Genomic DNA, 15,103 nt, shown 5'->3' on the forward strand with positions numbered 1-15,103 from the left:
GCGTCCTGACAGGCGTTTTGTGTCCGAACGGAGGTGCGTATGCGTGGGACCCGGCTGATAGCCACTGCTCTCGGCTGCTCCGCAGCAGTGGTCGGTCTGGTCGGCTGTGCTGGTCGCGGTACGTCGACCGGTGCGGCGGTGCAGCCGTCCGCGACCGCCTCCGGGGTCAAGCCCTCCGCGAGCGCTCCTGCAGCCCCGGGCATCGAGACGCTGCCGGCCGACGAGATCTACCGGCGGGGGAAGCAGGCCCTGGCAGGCGCGCAGTCCCTCACGGTGACCTTCGACGGTCTTGCCGACAAGCAGCGGCTCTCCGGGCACGTGGCGCTGGACCGCACCGGCAACTGCGTCGGTGAGATCGGCATGAGTGGGCGCGGCCACGTCGAGATCATCAAGGTCGCTGCCAAGGTTTGGATGAAGCCTGACGCCCAGTTCTGGAACGCGATGGTCGGCTCCAAGGGGGCTGCCGCGGCAGAGCTGTTCAAGGGCCGCTATCTGACAGGCAGGTCGAGCGACGCCGATCTCAAGGACATGGCCTCGTTCTGCGACCTGGACGAGATGTTCGCGGACATCAACACGCCGGACGCCGAGGAGAAGGTCAGCAAGGGCGCGCTCACCACGGTGGACGGCGTCCCGGTCGTCACACTGCACTCCGTCAGCAGCGACGACACGGCCGATGTGTTCGTCGCGACCAAGGGCAAGCCGTACATCGTCAAGGTGCATGCGTCCACGGGTGGCGAGCCCTTCTCGATGACCTTGAGCGACTACGGCGTCCCGGTGGCCGCGCACGCCCCCTCACCGGACGACGTCCTGGACGTGTCCAAGCTCCAGAGCCTGATCAACCACGGCTCCGCGGCCTGACCGGCCGAAGGCCGCCCCGACGGACTGTCCGTGGCTCCGGTTACCGTTGCTCGGGTGTCCGCCGCCATCGCCAGCCCCGAGCAGCTCAAGGAGCTGCTGGGCATCCCCTTCACCGCCCAGCAGCTGGCGGCGATCACCGCGCCCATGGCACCGGCCGTGGTGGTCGCCGGGGCCGGGTCGGGCAAGACCACGGTGATGGCGGCGCGGGTGGTCTGGCTGGTGGGGCGGGGCCTGGTGCGGCCCGAGCAGGTGCTGGGGCTCACCTTCACCAACAAGGCCGCCGGTGAACTGGCCGAGCGGGTGCGCACCGCGCTGGCCAGGGCCGGGGTCTCCGGTACGGAGCCGGGCGAGGACGGCGACATCCTGGGCGAGCCGGAGATCTCCACGTACCACGCCTTCGCCGGGCGGCTGCTCACCGAGCACGGCCTGCGGATAGGCATAGAGCCCGACGTCCGGCTGCTCGCCGACGCCACCCGCTTCCAGCTGGCGGCCAGGGTGCTGCAGTCCGCCCGGGGGCCCTACACGGCGCTCACCGGGACCGTCCCCACCGTGGTCGCCGAGCTGCTGGCGCTGGACGGGGAGCTGGCGGAGCACCTGGTGGACCCCGAGCGGCTGCGGGCGTACGACCTGGCGCTGCTGGACGAGCTGGCCGAGGTGAAGCTGACCAACGAGGAGCTGCGCCGGGTGCCCGAGGCGGCCCGGGGGCGGGGGGAGCTGCTGGGGCTGGTCGAGGAGTACCGGCGCCGCAAGCAGGCCGCGGGGCTGATGGACTTCGGCGACCAGATCGCCGCCGCCGCGACCCTGGCGCAGACCCGGCCGGAGGTGGGGCGGCTGCTGCGCGACCAGTTCCGGGTGGTGCTTCTGGACGAGTACCAGGACACCTCGGTCGCCCAGCGGCTGCTGTTGGCGGGCCTCTTCGGCCGGGGTCCCGAGTACGACGGCGGCCACCCCGTCACCGCGGTGGGCGACCCCTGCCAGGCCATCTACGGCTGGCGCGGCGCCTCGGTGGCCAACCTGGACGAGTTCCCGGAGCACTTCCCCAGGGCGGACGGCGTCCCCGCGGCGCGGTACTCGCTCAGTGAGAACCGCCGCAGCGGCGGCCGGCTGCTGGACTTCGCCAACCGGCTCGCCGCGCCGCTGCGGGAGATGCACGAGGGCGTGGAGGCGCTGCGCCCGGCCCCCGGGGCGGAGCAGGACGGCTTCGTCCGCTGTGCGCTGCTGCCCGGGCACACCGAGGAGGTGGACTGGCTGGCCGACTCCATCGCCCATCTGGTGCGCACCGGTACCGCGCCGGGCCGGATCGCCGTGCTCTGCCGCGGCGGGGCGGCGTTCCCGGACATCCATGCGGCGCTGGTGGAGCGGGGGATACCGGTGGAGGTGGTGGGCCTGTCGGGACTGCTGCACCTGCCGGAGGTCGCCGACCTGGTGGCGACCTGCGAGGTGCTGCAGGATCCCACGGCCAACGCGGCCCTGGTCAGGCTGCTGATCGGCCCGCGCTGGCGGATCGGCCCCCGTGATCTGGCGCTGCTGGGCCGCCGGGCCCGCGACCTGGTGCGGGTGGAGCGCGGCGGGGGCGCCGACCGGCTGGCGGAGGCGGTCGCGGAGGCGGACCCCACCGAGGTGGTCTCGCTGGCCGACGCCCTGGAGACCTTTCTGCACCCGGGGACCGTGTCCGAGCAGGACGAGCTGCCGTTCTCGGCGGAGGCCAGGGTGCGCTTCGCCCGGCTGGCCAGGGAGATCCGGGAGCTGCGCCGCTCGCTGGCCGATCCCCTGATGGATGTGCTGCACCGGGTGCTGGCGGTGACCGGACTCGATGTGGAGCTGGCCGCCTCCCCGCATGCGCTGGCCGCCCGCCGCCGGGAGACCCTGCATGCCTTCCTGGATGTCGCGGCCTCGTTCGCGGATCTCGACGGCGATCCGTCGCTCGGCGCGTTCCTGGCGTTTCTGCGGGCCGCGCAGGAGTACGACCGGGGCCTGGACAACACCCTGCCCGGCGGCGAGGACACGGTGAAGGTGCTCACCGCCCACAAGTCCAAGGGGCTGGAGTGGGATGTGGTGGCGGTGCCCGGCCTGGTCAAGGACGTCTTCCCCAGCAGCAGGCCGCGGGAGCGCTGGACCAGCCGCAGGCAGGTGCTGCCGTACGCCCTGCGGGGCGACGCGGACACCCTCCCGGCGGCGCCGCCGTGGACCGCCAAGGGCCTGAAGGAGTTCACCGCGGCGCTGCGCGGGCAGACGGCGACGGAGGAGCTGCGGCTCGGCTATGTGGCCTTCACCCGGCCCCGGAGTCTGCTGCTGGCCTCGGGCCACTGGTGGGGCGCCTCCCGTAAGCGGCCGCTCGGTCCCTCGGACTTCCTGGAGCAGCTGCGTGAGCACTGCGAGCGGCCGGGCGCGGCGGGTGAGGTGGAGGTGTGGGCGGACCCGCCGGAGGACGGCGCGGAGAACCCGGCCCTCGTGTCGGCCGCCGAGCTGCCGTGGCCGCTGCCGCTGGACCCGTCGGCCCGGGAGGCCCGCCGGCTGGCCGCCGGTGTGGTCCGGTCCCGGCTGGACGGGCTGGTGCCGCAGCAGCCGTCGCAGGTGCGGACCGTGGAGGACCGCCGGGTGGTGGAGTCCTGGGACCGTGATCTCACGGTGCTGCTCGGGGAGCTGGAGCGGTCCCGGCGGGCTGTCGCGGAGGTCCCGCTGCCGGCCTCGCTCTCCGCCTCCCAAATGATGCGGCTCGCCGCCGACCCGGACGGTTTCGCCCGTGAGCTGGCCCGGCCGATGCCGCGGCCGCCGCAGCCCGCGGCGCGGCGCGGCACCCGCTTCCACGCCTGGGTGGAGGCACGCTTCGAGCCGCTGATGCTGATTGAGCCGGACGGCCTGCCCGGGGCGGAGGACGACGGGATCGAGGACGAGCGCGACCTGGCCCGGCTGAAGGAGGCGTTTCTGCGCACCCCGTACGCCGAGCGCACGCCCTACCAGGTGGAGGCCCCCTTCCAGCTGGTGCTGGGGGGACGGGTGGTACGCGGCCGGATCGATGCGGTGTACCGGGCCGAGGGCGGCGACGCAACGTCACCGCAGGGCCCGCGCTTCGAGGTGGTGGACTGGAAGACCAACCGGCGGGAGACCGCGGATCCGCTGCAGCTCGCCATCTACCGGCTGGCCTGGGCGGAGCAGCAGGGGGTGCCGCTGGAGCAGGTCACGGCGGCGTTTCTGTACGTCCGCAGCGGCCGGGTCGAATGTCCGTCAGATCTTCCGGACCGAACAGCATTGGAACGCATCCTGACCGGGAACAGTGATGAATAGGTCACGGAGAGCACCCAAGCCGTCACAAAGTTGGGAAATACCTGTGCGGCTTGCACTTTTCGCGCCTATTGTGGGGTCGGTAACCGGTCACCCCCGTTCCCCGGCCACCTGCAAGCTCTGCCCTTAACCCTCAGTCACCGCCACAAGGGCGCTTCCCGCTGGAGAATCCGACGTTGAGCGTGACCGGGCGGCTCCGCCGCCTCAAGCAGCTGCTCGCCGGGGGCTGGTCCCGAACGGCCCTGGCACTGCCCTTCCTTGCGCTGGTGCTCATCATGGCGCTGGACTGGTTCAGCAAGACCGAGGTGACCGTCGAGCCCGCGCTGACCTCCGCCCCCGCCCTGGCAGCCGTGGTCTGCCGGCGGACCTGGTACCCGCTGCTGATCGGCGGCGTCACCCTGCTCTGTGCCTTCTCGATGGCCGCCTACAACGGGGTCCTCACCGAGTCCGTGCACACCGCCAGTGTGCTGGCCATCGTGCTGGTCACCCTGATCGGCTGGGTCAGTGCGGTGCTGCGGATGCGTCAGGAGCGGGCGCTGGCCGACGCCCGGCTGGTCGCCGAGATCGCCCAGCGGGTGCTGCTGCGCTCGGTCCCCGAGCGGGTCGGCACCGTACGCGCCGCGGTGCACTACGCGGCCGCGGCCGCGCACGCCCGGATCGGCGGCGACCTCTACGAGGTGGTGAACACCCGCCACGGGGTGCGCGCCGTGGTCGGAGACGTACGCGGCAAGGGACTGGGCGCGGTGGAGACCGCGGCAGCCGTGCTGGGCGCCTTCCGGGAGGCCGCCCACCAGGAGCACGAGCTGGACCGGGTGGCCGCCTGGCTGGCCGACAGCCTGGACCGGTCGCTGCGGGAGAACGGCCATGATCTGCTCGGCGAGGAGTTCGTCACCCTGGTCCTGATCGGGGTCAGACCGGACGGCGTCGCCGAGATGGTCAACTGCGGGCACCCTCCGCCGGCGCTGCTGCGCGACGGTGAGCCGGTCCGTCTGCTGGAGCCGGTCACCCCGGTACCGCCGCTGGGGGTGCTGCCCCCGGAGGCGGTGCGCCCGCCGGTGCGGCGGATGGCGGTCCGGCCCGGTGACCGGGTGCTGCTCTACACCGACGGCATGATCGAGGCCCGGGACGGCGCCGGCCGCTTCTACCCCCTGCTGGAACGCCTCCCCGAGTGCGCCCGGGCCGGCGGACCGGCCGAGGTCCTGGAGCGGCTGCACCTGGACGTGGTCCGGCATGTCGGCCGCCAGCTCGGCGACGACGCGGCGATGCTGCTGCTGCAGTACGAGCCGGTGACCGTGCCGGAGCAGCTGCCCCGCCCCAACGGTCAGATTCCGCAGCGCAGCTGACCCGGCCGCGGACGTCCGCGCGCTCAGAGGTCGACGTGGACCAGCAGCGGCCGGTGGTCGGAGATCGGCGTCCGGGGGGTGAGGGCGGCGCCCACCGCCGCGGGCCGCAGCCCCACCGCCAGCACATGGTCGAACTGGACGGCCGGGCGGTGGGAGGGATAGGTCGGCGTACGGGCCAGGTCCCGCCAGCCCTGCAGTCCCTGGCGGCCCAGCCGCCGCGGACTGCGGCGGATCCGCGGCCGGTCCCGGCCGGTCCTCTCCAGCCTGGTGCGGCGTGCCTCCCGCAGGTCCCGCAGCCGCCGGCGGGAACTGCGCACCCGGGTCGTCCCGGCGCTCTCGCCCGCAGGCCCGTCGGCGGGTCCGGGACCGGCCGGAAGGGCGGGCTCCGGCCCGAGCGCGGCGACGGCGCCCAGGGCGGGTACGTCCACGCGGGCCGTCCGCCGCCGTCCGCGCCGTGGCGCCCTGGTGACGCCCTCCACCACCGCGGCGCCCCCCAGCACGGTACGGGGCACGGCCCCCACCAGGTTGAAGTCCCCCAGCAGCAGATAGGGCCGGGGCAGGTCGGCGATCCAGCGGCGGATCGCGGCCAGCTGGGCGACGTTCCAGCCCGGGACGAAGGAGAGATGGGCGGCGACCGCGGTGAACGGTCCCCGGTCGCCCTCCAGCACCGCCGCCAGCGCGGCCCGCGGCTCGTCCGGGACCTGGGTCAGCCCGCGCCGGCCGGCCACCCGCAGCGGCAGCCCGAAGGGAGCGGGCGGGAAGCGCCTGGCCCGCCAGTGCCGCACCGGGAGCCGGGTGAGCAGCGCGGTGCCGTAGGAGGGCGCGTCCAGGGCGCCGTCGGCGCCGGCGGGCCCGTACACCCGGAAGTCCACCGCCGAGGCGTCGCGGACCCAGCCGGAGACGGGGGCCGGACGGCCGTGCAGTGCGGCGGCGAACCGCCAGTCGCTCGCGCCCATCGCCCGGGCGGCGACGGCGGCCTGGTCGACCAGGCCGGAGCGCGGCTGGCAGCGGTCGACCTCCTGCAGGGCCAGTACGTCGGCGTCCAGCGCGGCCACGGCCTCGGCCAGCAGGGCGGCGGCCGCCGTGGGGTCCGCGGGCCGCGGGGGGAAGGGCAGCGGGGTCCCGTCCGGTGCGAGCGGCTGTCCGTGCAGCAGGTTGAAGGTGGCGATGCGCAACTGGCTCACATGGTGACCGTACCGCGCGGCCGTCCGGGTCCCGGGAGGCCCGGCGAAGCACGGTGCGGCTTGAGGGGACGATGCATACCGGGTATACATACTCGGTATGTCGATCCGCCACGGGCTTCTCGCCCTCCTCGACCAGGGTCCCCGCTACGGCTACCAGCTGCGCAGCGAGTTCGAAGCCCGCACCGGAGCCACCTGGCCCCTGAACGTCGGCCAGGTCTACACGACCCTGGGCCGGCTGGAGCGCGACGGGCTGGTGGAGCCCTCCGGTGAGGACGACGAGGGCCATGTCTTCTACGCCATCACCGAGACAGGACGCGCAGAGGTGCGCTCCTGGTTCGGCACCCCCGTGCGCCGGGACAACCCACCGCGCGACGAACTGGCGATAAAGCTCGCCATGGCGGTCACCGTGCCGGGTGTGGACGTCCGCGAGGTCGTCCAGGCCCAGCGGCGGCACAGCGTCCGCGCGCTCCAGGACTACACCCGGCTCAAGGCCCGGGCCCTCGCCGCCGAGCAGTCCGGCGACCGGCCGGAGGGCGACTCCTCCGGCGCGGACGCGGACCTCGCCTGGCTGCTGGTGCTGGAGCAGCTGATCTTCCAGACCGAGGCCGAGGTGCGGTGGCTCGACCACTGCGAGAGCCGCCTCGCCCGGCAGCGCCCCGGGCCCGCCGCTCCGGAGGCGCCCGCCGCGCCGGAGCAGCCCGGCCGCACCGTCCGACGGCGGGGGGCCAGGTCCGGACGGGCCTGAGACCGCCGTACCCGATCCTGCGAACCAACCCCTTGGGGAAACCATGACAGGGAACACCACGACCGGCCCGGTTCCGGTCCTCAAACTGGAGAACGTCTCCCGGGTGCACGGCCGGGGCGCCGCGGAGGTGCACGCCCTGGCCGGGGTGAACCTCGCGGTCCACCCCGGAGAACTGGTGGCGGTCATGGGCCCCTCCGGCTCGGGCAAGTCCACCCTGCTCACCCTTGCCGGCGGCCTGGACACCCCGACCTCGGGCCGGGTGCTGGTGGCGGAGCAGTCCCTGGGCGAGCTCTCCCGCAAGCGCCTGGCAGCCGTCCGCCGGCGATCCGTCGGCTATGTCTTCCAGGACTACAACCTGATACCGGCGCTCACCGCCGCCGAGAACATCGCGCTCCCCAGGGAGCTGGACGGCCTCTCCACCCGCGCCGCGCGCCGGGAGGCGCTGGCCGCCCTGGAGGAGCTCGGCCTGGCCGAACTCGCCGACCGCTTCCCGGACGAGATGTCCGGCGGCCAGCAGCAGCGGGTGGCGATCGCCCGCGCACTGATCGGCGACCGCCGCCTGGTCCTGGCCGACGAGCCGACCGGCGCCCTGGACTCCACCACCGGTGAGGCGGTGCTCGCCGTGCTGCGGGCCCGCTGCGACGCCGGAGCCGCAGGCATGATGGTGACCCATGAGGCCCGCCATGCCGCATGGGCGGACCGGGTGGTCTTCCTGCGGGACGGCAGGGTGGTCGACGAGGCAGGGTCCGCGCCCGCCGAGAGCCTGCTCGCCGGCGCGGGTGTGGACGGCACGGGACCGGTGGACCGGTGAAGCTCACCGCCTGGCGGGTCGCGCTGCGGATCGCGCGCCGCGACGCCCTGCGCGCCAAGGGCCGCAGCGCCCTGGTGATGGCCATGATCGCGCTGCCGGTGCTCGGTGTGGCCGGCGCCGACATCGTGTACCAGAGCGGAAGCCTCGACCCGGGGGAGAAGATCACCCGCCGGATGGGCACCGCCGACGCCCAGATCTCCGTCTGGCAGCAGGGCCGGGCGATCGTCCAGGCCCCCGATCCCGACGCGGGCAGCGACCTCGCCGACCGTCGCGAGCGCAGGCCGACCCCGGAGGAGCAGCGGCTGGCCACCGGGGATCCGGCCGCGCTGCTGCGCACGGTGCTGCCGGCCGGCAGCACCGTGGTGCCGGTGATCAGCGGACCCAGCGTCGCCGCGACCACCGTCCACGGTCTGGCCCGAATCGAGACCGCCGAGATGGACCTGACCGACCCGGTCTGGCACGGCGTCGTGAACCTGCTGGACGGCCGGGCTCCCACCAGGCCCCAGGAGATCGCCGCCACCGGCGCGTTCCTCAAGGAGTCCGGGCTGCACCTCGGCGACACCACCACCGTCAAGGGCCTCACCCGGCCCTTCACCATCACCGCGGCCGTGGAGTACCCCGGCTCCCTGGACAGCAGCGAACTGATTGCGCCTCCCGGCAAGCTGATCGCCCCGCTCGCTGAGGCGTCCGGCAAGAAGGACGCCCGCGCCGGCTGGGGCGGCCCCCTGGGCGGCAACAGCTGGCTGGTCCGGGTGCCCGGCGGCGCCGGCTTCACCTGGCCGCAGGTGCAGAAGGTCAACGCCGTCGGCTTCCAGGTGGCGTCCCGTCAGGTGATGCTCCATCCGCCGGCGCGCGCCGACGTGCCCTACTACCGCGCGCAGCGGAACTCCCCCAAGGGCTCCCTCGGCGACCCCGTCGCCCTGACCGTCCTCGGCACCGTCGCCGGTATGGCCCTGCTGGAGATCGTGCTGCTGGCCGGCCCTGCCTTCGCGGTCGGTGCCCGCCGCTCCCGGCGCCAGCTCGGCCTGCTGGCAGCCGGCGGCGGTGACCGGTCGCACATCCGCGGCGTGGTGCTCGGCGGCGGTGTGGTGCTGGGCATCGCCGGGGCGGTGCTCGGTGTGGCGCTGGCCGCGGTGACCGTCGCCGTGGGCCGGCCCTGGCTCGAGGACTACGCCGGGCAGCGGTTCGGCCATTTCGATCTGCATCCGCTGGACCTGCTGGGCGTGGCCGTGATCGGGCTGGTCACCGGGGTGCTGGCGGCCGTCGTCCCGGCCGTCCAGGCGTCCCGTCAGGATGTGGTCGCCGCGTTGACCGGACGCGGCAGCGTCAAGCCCCCGTCCAAGCGGCTCGCCGTGCTGGGACTGCTGGCGGTGGCGGCCGGTGCGGCGCTGGCCGTGCTGGGGGCCGCCGCGGGCCAGGGGACGGCGTCGGTGCTCGGCGGCTCCATGCTGGCCGAGCTGGGCATGGTCACCTGCACCCCGTTCCTGGTGGGCCTCTTCGGGAAGCTGGGCCGCTGGCTGCCGCTCTCCCCCCGGCTGGCACTGCGCGACTCGGTACGGCACCGGGGACGCACCGCGCCCGCGGTGGCCGCGGTGATGGCAGCCGTGGCCGGATCGGTCGCGGTGGGCCTCTACTCCGCCAGCACCACCGCCGACCAGCGCCGCGACTACCAGGCCATGGCGCCCGCCGGTTCGGTGGCGCTCGACCAGATCCCGGTGCGGGCCGACGGCGGAGCGGCCCTGCGGCAGGCCGAGGCGGCCGTCGAGAGCAGCATCCCCGGCCTGGGACAGCGCGCGGACATCAGCCGGCTCAACTACCACGGGGACTGCTACGAGGACGACAACTGCGGCGATGTCTCCCTGGTGATGCCGCCGGAGCGGGTCTGCCCGCTGCACGGCCCTGGCAACTTCTCCAAGGAGGAGACGGCACGGCTGATGCGCGAGGACGCACGGTGCCGGCCGGCGAACGACCCGTCGTACGGGTCGCGGTTCGGCTCGCTCCTGGCGGGGGACTCCTCGGTGCTGAACGTGCTCTTCGGCGTTCATGACCCGGCGGCGCAGAAGGCGCTGGCCGCGGGCACGGCGGTGGTCTTCGACCCCCGGTACGTCAAGGACGGCAAGGTCACCCTGGAGCTGACCGAACCCTGGACCGACGAGACCGGGGCCGACGGCGAGGCCGTCAAGCCCAAGTCGCACCGGGTGCAGCTGCCCGCGGTGGTGCGGACCCCCGCCACCCTCACCTCCCAGGCGCTGCTGCCGGCGGCCGCCGCCCAGCGGGCCGGACTCACCGTCTCGCCGGCCGGTTCCCTGTGGCACCCGGCCACCGCGCCCTCCGGCGCGGACGAGCAGCGCGCCAGTGCGGCGGTCGCCAGGATCACCCCGGACGGATCGGTCGCGGTCGAGCGCGGCTTCCAGGGGCGGAGCACGCTGACCACCATGGGGCTGACGATCTTCGCTGCGCTGGTGGCCCTGGGCGCCGCGGGCATCGCCACCGGGCTGGCCGCGGCCGACTCCCAGCAGGACCTCGCCACCCTCGCCGCGGTCGGCGCCGCCCCGCGGATCCGGCGGACCCTCTCCGGCTTCCAGTGCGGGGTGATCGCCGCCATGGGCGCGGTGCTGGGCGCCCTGTGCGGAGTGGTGCCGGCGGTGGCGCTGCGCAAGGTGGAACAGGCGGCGGCGGGGGCCGGCCGCACGGTGTCGATCGTCTTCCCCTGGTCGCAGATGGCGCTCACCGTGGTGGTGCTGCCGCTGATCGCGGTGGCACTGGCCGCCCTGCTCTCCCGGTCCCGGATCGCCCTGGTCCGCAGGACGGACTGAGCCGGTACCGCCACCGTGCCCCGACGGCCGGCCCCGGGCGTGATGCATCACACGCCCGGGGCCGGCTGCGGAGCGGGGCCGCAGGGCCCGTCCGACCGGGTGGCGAACTAAAGTCGTCTCTATGACGAGAACCCCGGACAGCGCCGTCCGCACCTACATCGACCAGCACCGTGACGCCTTCCTCGACGATCTGGCGGCCTGGCTGCGGATCCCGTCCGTCTCGGCCGATCCGGGCCGGGCCGGCGAGGTGCGCCGCTCCGCCGAGTGGCTGGCGGAGAAGCTGCGGGAGACCGGGTTCCCGGTCTCCGAGGTGTGGGAGACGGCCCCCGGGGGGCTGCCGGCGGTGTACGCGGAGTGGCCGTCCGGGGATCCGCAGGCGCCCACCGTCCTGGTCTACGGCCACCACGATGTGCAGCCGGCCGCGCTGGAGGACGGCTGGGACACCGAGCCCTTCGAGCCGGCGGTGGTGGACGGGCGGATGTACGGCCGGGGCGCCGCCGACGACAAGGGGCAGGTCTTCTTCCACACCCTGGGAGTGCGGGCCCATCTCGCAGCGACCGGCCGCACCGCGCCCGCGGTCAACCTCAAGCTGCTGGTCGAGGGCGAGGAGGAGTCCGGTTCGCCGCACTTCGCCGACCTGGTGCGCCGGCACGCCGACCGGCTGGCCTGCGACACCGTGATCGTCTCGGACACCGGGATGTGGGCCGCCGACACCCCGACCGTCTGCACCGGGATGCGCGGACTGGCCGACTGCCAGATCGACCTCTTCGGACCGGCCCAGGACATCCACTCCGGCTCCTTCGGCGGCGCGGTGCCCAACCCCGCCACCGAGGCCGCCCGGCTGGCCGCGGCCCTCCACGACGACGACCGCCGGGTGGCCGTCCCCGGCTTCTACGACGGTGTGGAGGAGCTGACCGAGCGGGAGCGGGAGCTCTTCGCCGAGCTGCCCTTCGACGAGAAGGAGTGGCTGGGCGTCGCCCGGTCGCAGGGCACCCTGGGCGAGGCCGGGTACACCACTCTGGAGCGGATCTGGGCCAGGCCGACGGCCGAGGTCAACGGCATCTGGGGCGGGTACACCGGACCCGGCGGCAAGACCATCGTGCCGTCCTCTGCACATCTCAAGCTCTCCTTCCGGCTGGTCGTCGGGCAGGACGTGGAGAAGGTCAGGGAGGCGGTCCGCGACTGGGTCGCCGACCGGCTGCCCGACGGCATCCGCCATGAGATCGTCTTCCCCGGTGCCACCCGGCCCTGCCTGACCCCGCTGGACCACCCGGCGCTGCAGTCGGTGGTGCGCTCCATGGGCCGGGCCTTCGGCCAGGAGATCCGCTACACCCGGGAGGGCGGCTCCGGGCCGGCGGCCGACCTGCAGGACGTGCTGGGCGTACCGGTGCTCTTCCTCGGCATCTCGGTGCCGTCCGACGGCTGGCACTCGGTGAACGAGAAGGTGGAGCTCGACCTGCTGCTCAAGGGCGTGGAGACCTCCGCCTACCTCTGGGGAGACCTGGCGGAGCGCTGGCCCGCCGGGGCACGGGACCGATGAGCACCGCGGTGCCGGACCATAGTGAGTACGACGAGCGGACCGGACGGGACGGGACGGCATTGACCTCGCAGCATGCAGCACCACCGGCAGCACCCCTCGCACTCTCCCGGGCAGGTGTGGACCGGGCCGCACACCATCGCTTCGACGAGCCCTGGCTGGCGGCCGCCTGGAGTCATCCGACCACCCGGGTGCTGCCCGTCGCGGGCGGCGAGGCCTTCGTGGTGGACACCGACAAGGGCACCGAGCTGGTGCTGGTGCCCTCCTTCGAGGCGCCCGACGAGGGCGACCGCTACTTCCTGGGCAGCGACGAGAACGGGGTGTCGTACTTCGCGCTGGCCGGGGAGACCCTGCCGGGCCGGCTGGACGGCGACGCCCGTCCCGCGGGACTGCGCGAGGTGGGCGGCCTGCTCTCCGACCGGGACGCCGGGCTGCTGGTGCATGCGGTCGCCCTGGAGAACTGGCACCGGCTGCACTCCTTCTGCTCGCGCTGCGGGCATCCCACGCGCAAGGCGGGGGCGGGCCATGTCCGCCGCTGCACCTCCTGCGCGGCCGAGCACTACCCGCGGACCGACCCGGCGGTGATCATGCTGGTCACCGACGAGCAGGACCGCTGCCTGCTGGGCCGCCAGACGCTCTGGCCGGAGGGCCGCTGGTCGACGCTGGCGGGCTTTGTGGAGCCGGGTGAGTCGCTGGAGCAGGCCGTGGTGCGCGAGGTGGCCGAGGAGGCGGGCGTGCGGGTCGCCGAGGTGGAGTACGTCGGCAGCCAGCCGTGGCCGTTCCCGTCCAGCCTGATGCTGGGGTTCATGGCGCGGGCGCACCCGGACGGCACCGGGATCACGGTGGACGGCGAGGAGCTCTCCGAGGCCCGCTGGGTCAGCCGGGAGGAACTGCGGGCCGGCTGGGAGTCCGGCGAGATGCTGCCGCCGTCGGGGATCTCCATCGCGCGCCATCTGATCGAGCGCTGGTACGGCGAGCCCATTCCGGCGGCGGCGCGCTGGTAGTGCACCGGCTTGCGCGCGGACGTCGCGCGCCTGTCCGGTGCTTCCGGCGCCTGGTGCACCCGATCGGGTGCACCAGGCGCCGCCGGGGTGTGCCGTCACGGGGCCCGGTCGGGCGTTCGCGGGCCGGTGGCGGGCCGGTCCCGGGCCAGTCTGCAGGTGACGGTCTTGCCCCTGAGCCGGGTGGTCACCCGCCAGCTCTCACAGAGGGCGGCCACGATCTGCAGGCCGCGCCCGCCCTGCTCGTCGGCGCGGGCCCGCCGTGGAGCGGGCATGGCCGGACCGCTGTCCGAGACCGAGATCTGCAGGGCCTCCGCGGTGAGCACCAGGGCCAGCGAGACCGCACCCCGGCCGTGCCGCACCGCATTGGTGACCAGCTCGGAGACCACGATCTCGGCGCTGTCGGCCAGCCGGCCCTCGTCGGGGCCGGCCACACCCCAGGCCGCCAGTGCGGTCCTGGTCAGTGCTCTGCTGCGGGCGACATTGCCCGGCCGGGGCGGGAAGGAGGCCGTACTGGCCCACACCCCCGGTCTGTCCCCGCCCGGCCGCCGGCCGGTCCGCTGCCGTCCTGATCCATGGGCGTCGATGGATGCGGGCATGGTTCCACCCCCGAGTGCAAGTGATGGGAATCATTCCTGGGTCGGCAACCTTGACGATCGCTGGCCGGCGTTCGGCCGGCGGTGGTGCCGAAATCGCTACATTCCTCGCGTGAACATCTCCCGAGGACCTGGGCAGGCGCCCAAGTACCAGCGGCTCGCAGCGGATCTGCGCCGCCGGATCACGGCCGGTGAGTGGCAGGGCGAGACAGCGCTGCCGGTCGAGGCCGAACTCGAGATGCAGTACGGCGTGGCCAGGAACACCGTCCGTCTCGCGGTCGACGTCCTGGTCAACGAGGGCCTGCTCACGCGTGTGCAGGGCAAGGGCACATTCCTGAAGGACCGCTCGGTCCTGGACCACCACGCATACCGCTCCCCGTCGGAACCCTGGCCCGGGGACAGCCTGGCGCGACCCTCCGCGGTGTACACGGAGGAGGCGCAGGCGGCCGGCCGAAAGCTGACGGCGGACTTCGAGATGCTGATCGTACGGGCCCGCACCGACATCGCCGACCGGCTCGGGCTGCGCCCGGGCGAGGCGGTGGTGGTCCGCCGGATGCTGCGGCTGCTGGGCGGTGAGCCCTGGTCCATCGAGGAGAGCCACTTCGCGGCCGGGCTGGCGGCGGGCACCCCGCTCATGGAGCCCGACCCCGTCGAGGGCGGTGACGAGGCGGTGCTCGGCGACATCGGCCGGGTCGAGGTGGGCGCAGTGGACCATCTGAGCGCCCGGATGCCCGGCCCGGAGGAGGCCCAGTGGTTCCAGGCGGGGCCGGGCGTCCCGCTGATGGTGCAGACCCGGGCGACCTATGACACCCGGGGGCCGGTACGGGTGATCGAGACCCGGTACTCCGCGGACCGCAGCCGGCTGCGCTACGGCCTCGGCACCCCCGTCGTCGGGTGACGGGTGGGGGTGGCGCCCGGCGGGGACTGCGG

11 protein-coding genes are annotated in these 15,103 nt (G+C 74.1%); 9 read left to right on the forward strand and 2 right to left on the reverse strand.

Going from position 1 to position 15,103, the window contains the following annotated elements:
* Positions 1 to 39 precede the first annotated feature (39 nt).
* The 3 genes from AOK09_RS04090 (at position 40) to AOK09_RS04100 (ending at position 5,483) form a co-directional block, all read left to right on the forward strand.
* Complete coding sequence (locus AOK09_RS04090) at positions 40 to 858, forward strand: hypothetical protein (protein ID WP_157875792.1); 819 nt, start codon at positions 40 to 42, stop codon at positions 856 to 858.
* 54 nt (positions 859 to 912) lie between these two features.
* On the forward strand, positions 913 to 4,143 hold the full coding sequence (locus AOK09_RS04095) for an ATP-dependent DNA helicase (protein WP_055585720.1): 3,231 nt from the start codon (positions 913 to 915) through the stop codon (positions 4,141 to 4,143).
* 179 nt (positions 4,144 to 4,322) lie between these two features.
* Complete coding sequence (locus AOK09_RS04100; RefSeq protein WP_055585721.1) at positions 4,323 to 5,483, forward strand: PP2C family protein-serine/threonine phosphatase; 1,161 nt, start codon at positions 4,323 to 4,325, stop codon at positions 5,481 to 5,483.
* A 23-nt stretch (positions 5,484 to 5,506) separates the two neighbouring features.
* Here AOK09_RS04100 and AOK09_RS04105 read toward each other — a convergent pair whose 3' ends face one another.
* On the reverse strand, positions 5,507 to 6,667 hold the full coding sequence (locus AOK09_RS04105; protein WP_055585722.1) for an endonuclease/exonuclease/phosphatase family protein: 1,161 nt from the start codon (positions 6,665 to 6,667) through the stop codon (positions 5,507 to 5,509).
* Between the two features lie 97 nt (positions 6,668 to 6,764).
* Here AOK09_RS04105 and AOK09_RS04110 point away from each other — a divergent pair, with 97 nt between their 5' ends.
* The 5 genes from AOK09_RS04110 (at position 6,765) to nudC (ending at position 13,580) form a co-directional block, all read left to right on the forward strand.
* Entirely contained in the window at positions 6,765 to 7,412 is a 648-nt protein-coding gene (locus AOK09_RS04110) for a PadR family transcriptional regulator (protein WP_055585723.1), read from the forward strand.
* Between the two features lie 43 nt (positions 7,413 to 7,455).
* Positions 7,456 to 8,223, forward strand: a complete 768-nt coding sequence (locus AOK09_RS04115) for an ABC transporter ATP-binding protein (protein WP_055585724.1) — start codon at positions 7,456 to 7,458, stop codon at positions 8,221 to 8,223.
* Complete coding sequence (locus AOK09_RS04120) at positions 8,220 to 11,039, forward strand: FtsX-like permease family protein (RefSeq protein ID WP_055585725.1); 2,820 nt, start codon at positions 8,220 to 8,222, stop codon at positions 11,037 to 11,039. Before AOK09_RS04115 ends, AOK09_RS04120 begins: the two co-directional genes overlap by 4 nt.
* 121 nt (positions 11,040 to 11,160) lie before the next feature.
* Entirely contained in the window at positions 11,161 to 12,579 is a 1,419-nt protein-coding gene (locus tag AOK09_RS04125) for a dipeptidase (RefSeq protein WP_055585726.1), read from the forward strand.
* Positions 12,576 to 13,580 (forward strand): NAD(+) diphosphatase, encoded by a 1,005-nt coding sequence (gene nudC / locus AOK09_RS04130; protein ID WP_079062725.1) that lies wholly within the window; start codon positions 12,576 to 12,578, stop codon positions 13,578 to 13,580. The genes AOK09_RS04125 and nudC overlap by 4 nt, the downstream gene beginning before the upstream one ends.
* Positions 13,581 to 13,675: 95 nt before the next feature.
* On the opposite strand, the gene AOK09_RS04135 is transcribed toward nudC, so the two are convergent.
* Positions 13,676 to 14,176, reverse strand: coding sequence for an ATP-binding protein (locus AOK09_RS04135; protein ID WP_079062726.1), 501 nt, complete (start codon positions 14,174 to 14,176; stop codon positions 13,676 to 13,678).
* Positions 14,177 to 14,285: 109 nt separating this feature from the next.
* Between AOK09_RS04135 and AOK09_RS04140 the strand changes: the two genes are divergently transcribed.
* Positions 14,286 to 15,071 carry a GntR family transcriptional regulator gene (locus tag AOK09_RS04140; RefSeq protein ID WP_055585728.1) on the forward strand — a complete coding sequence of 262 codons (786 nt, stop codon included), beginning with the start codon at positions 14,286 to 14,288 and terminating at the stop codon, positions 15,069 to 15,071.
* Positions 15,072 to 15,103 lie beyond the last annotated feature (32 nt).

It is taken from the genome of Peterkaempfera griseoplana (assembly GCF_001418575.1).
GTDB lineage: Bacteria > Actinomycetota > Actinomycetes > Streptomycetales > Streptomycetaceae > Peterkaempfera > Peterkaempfera griseoplana.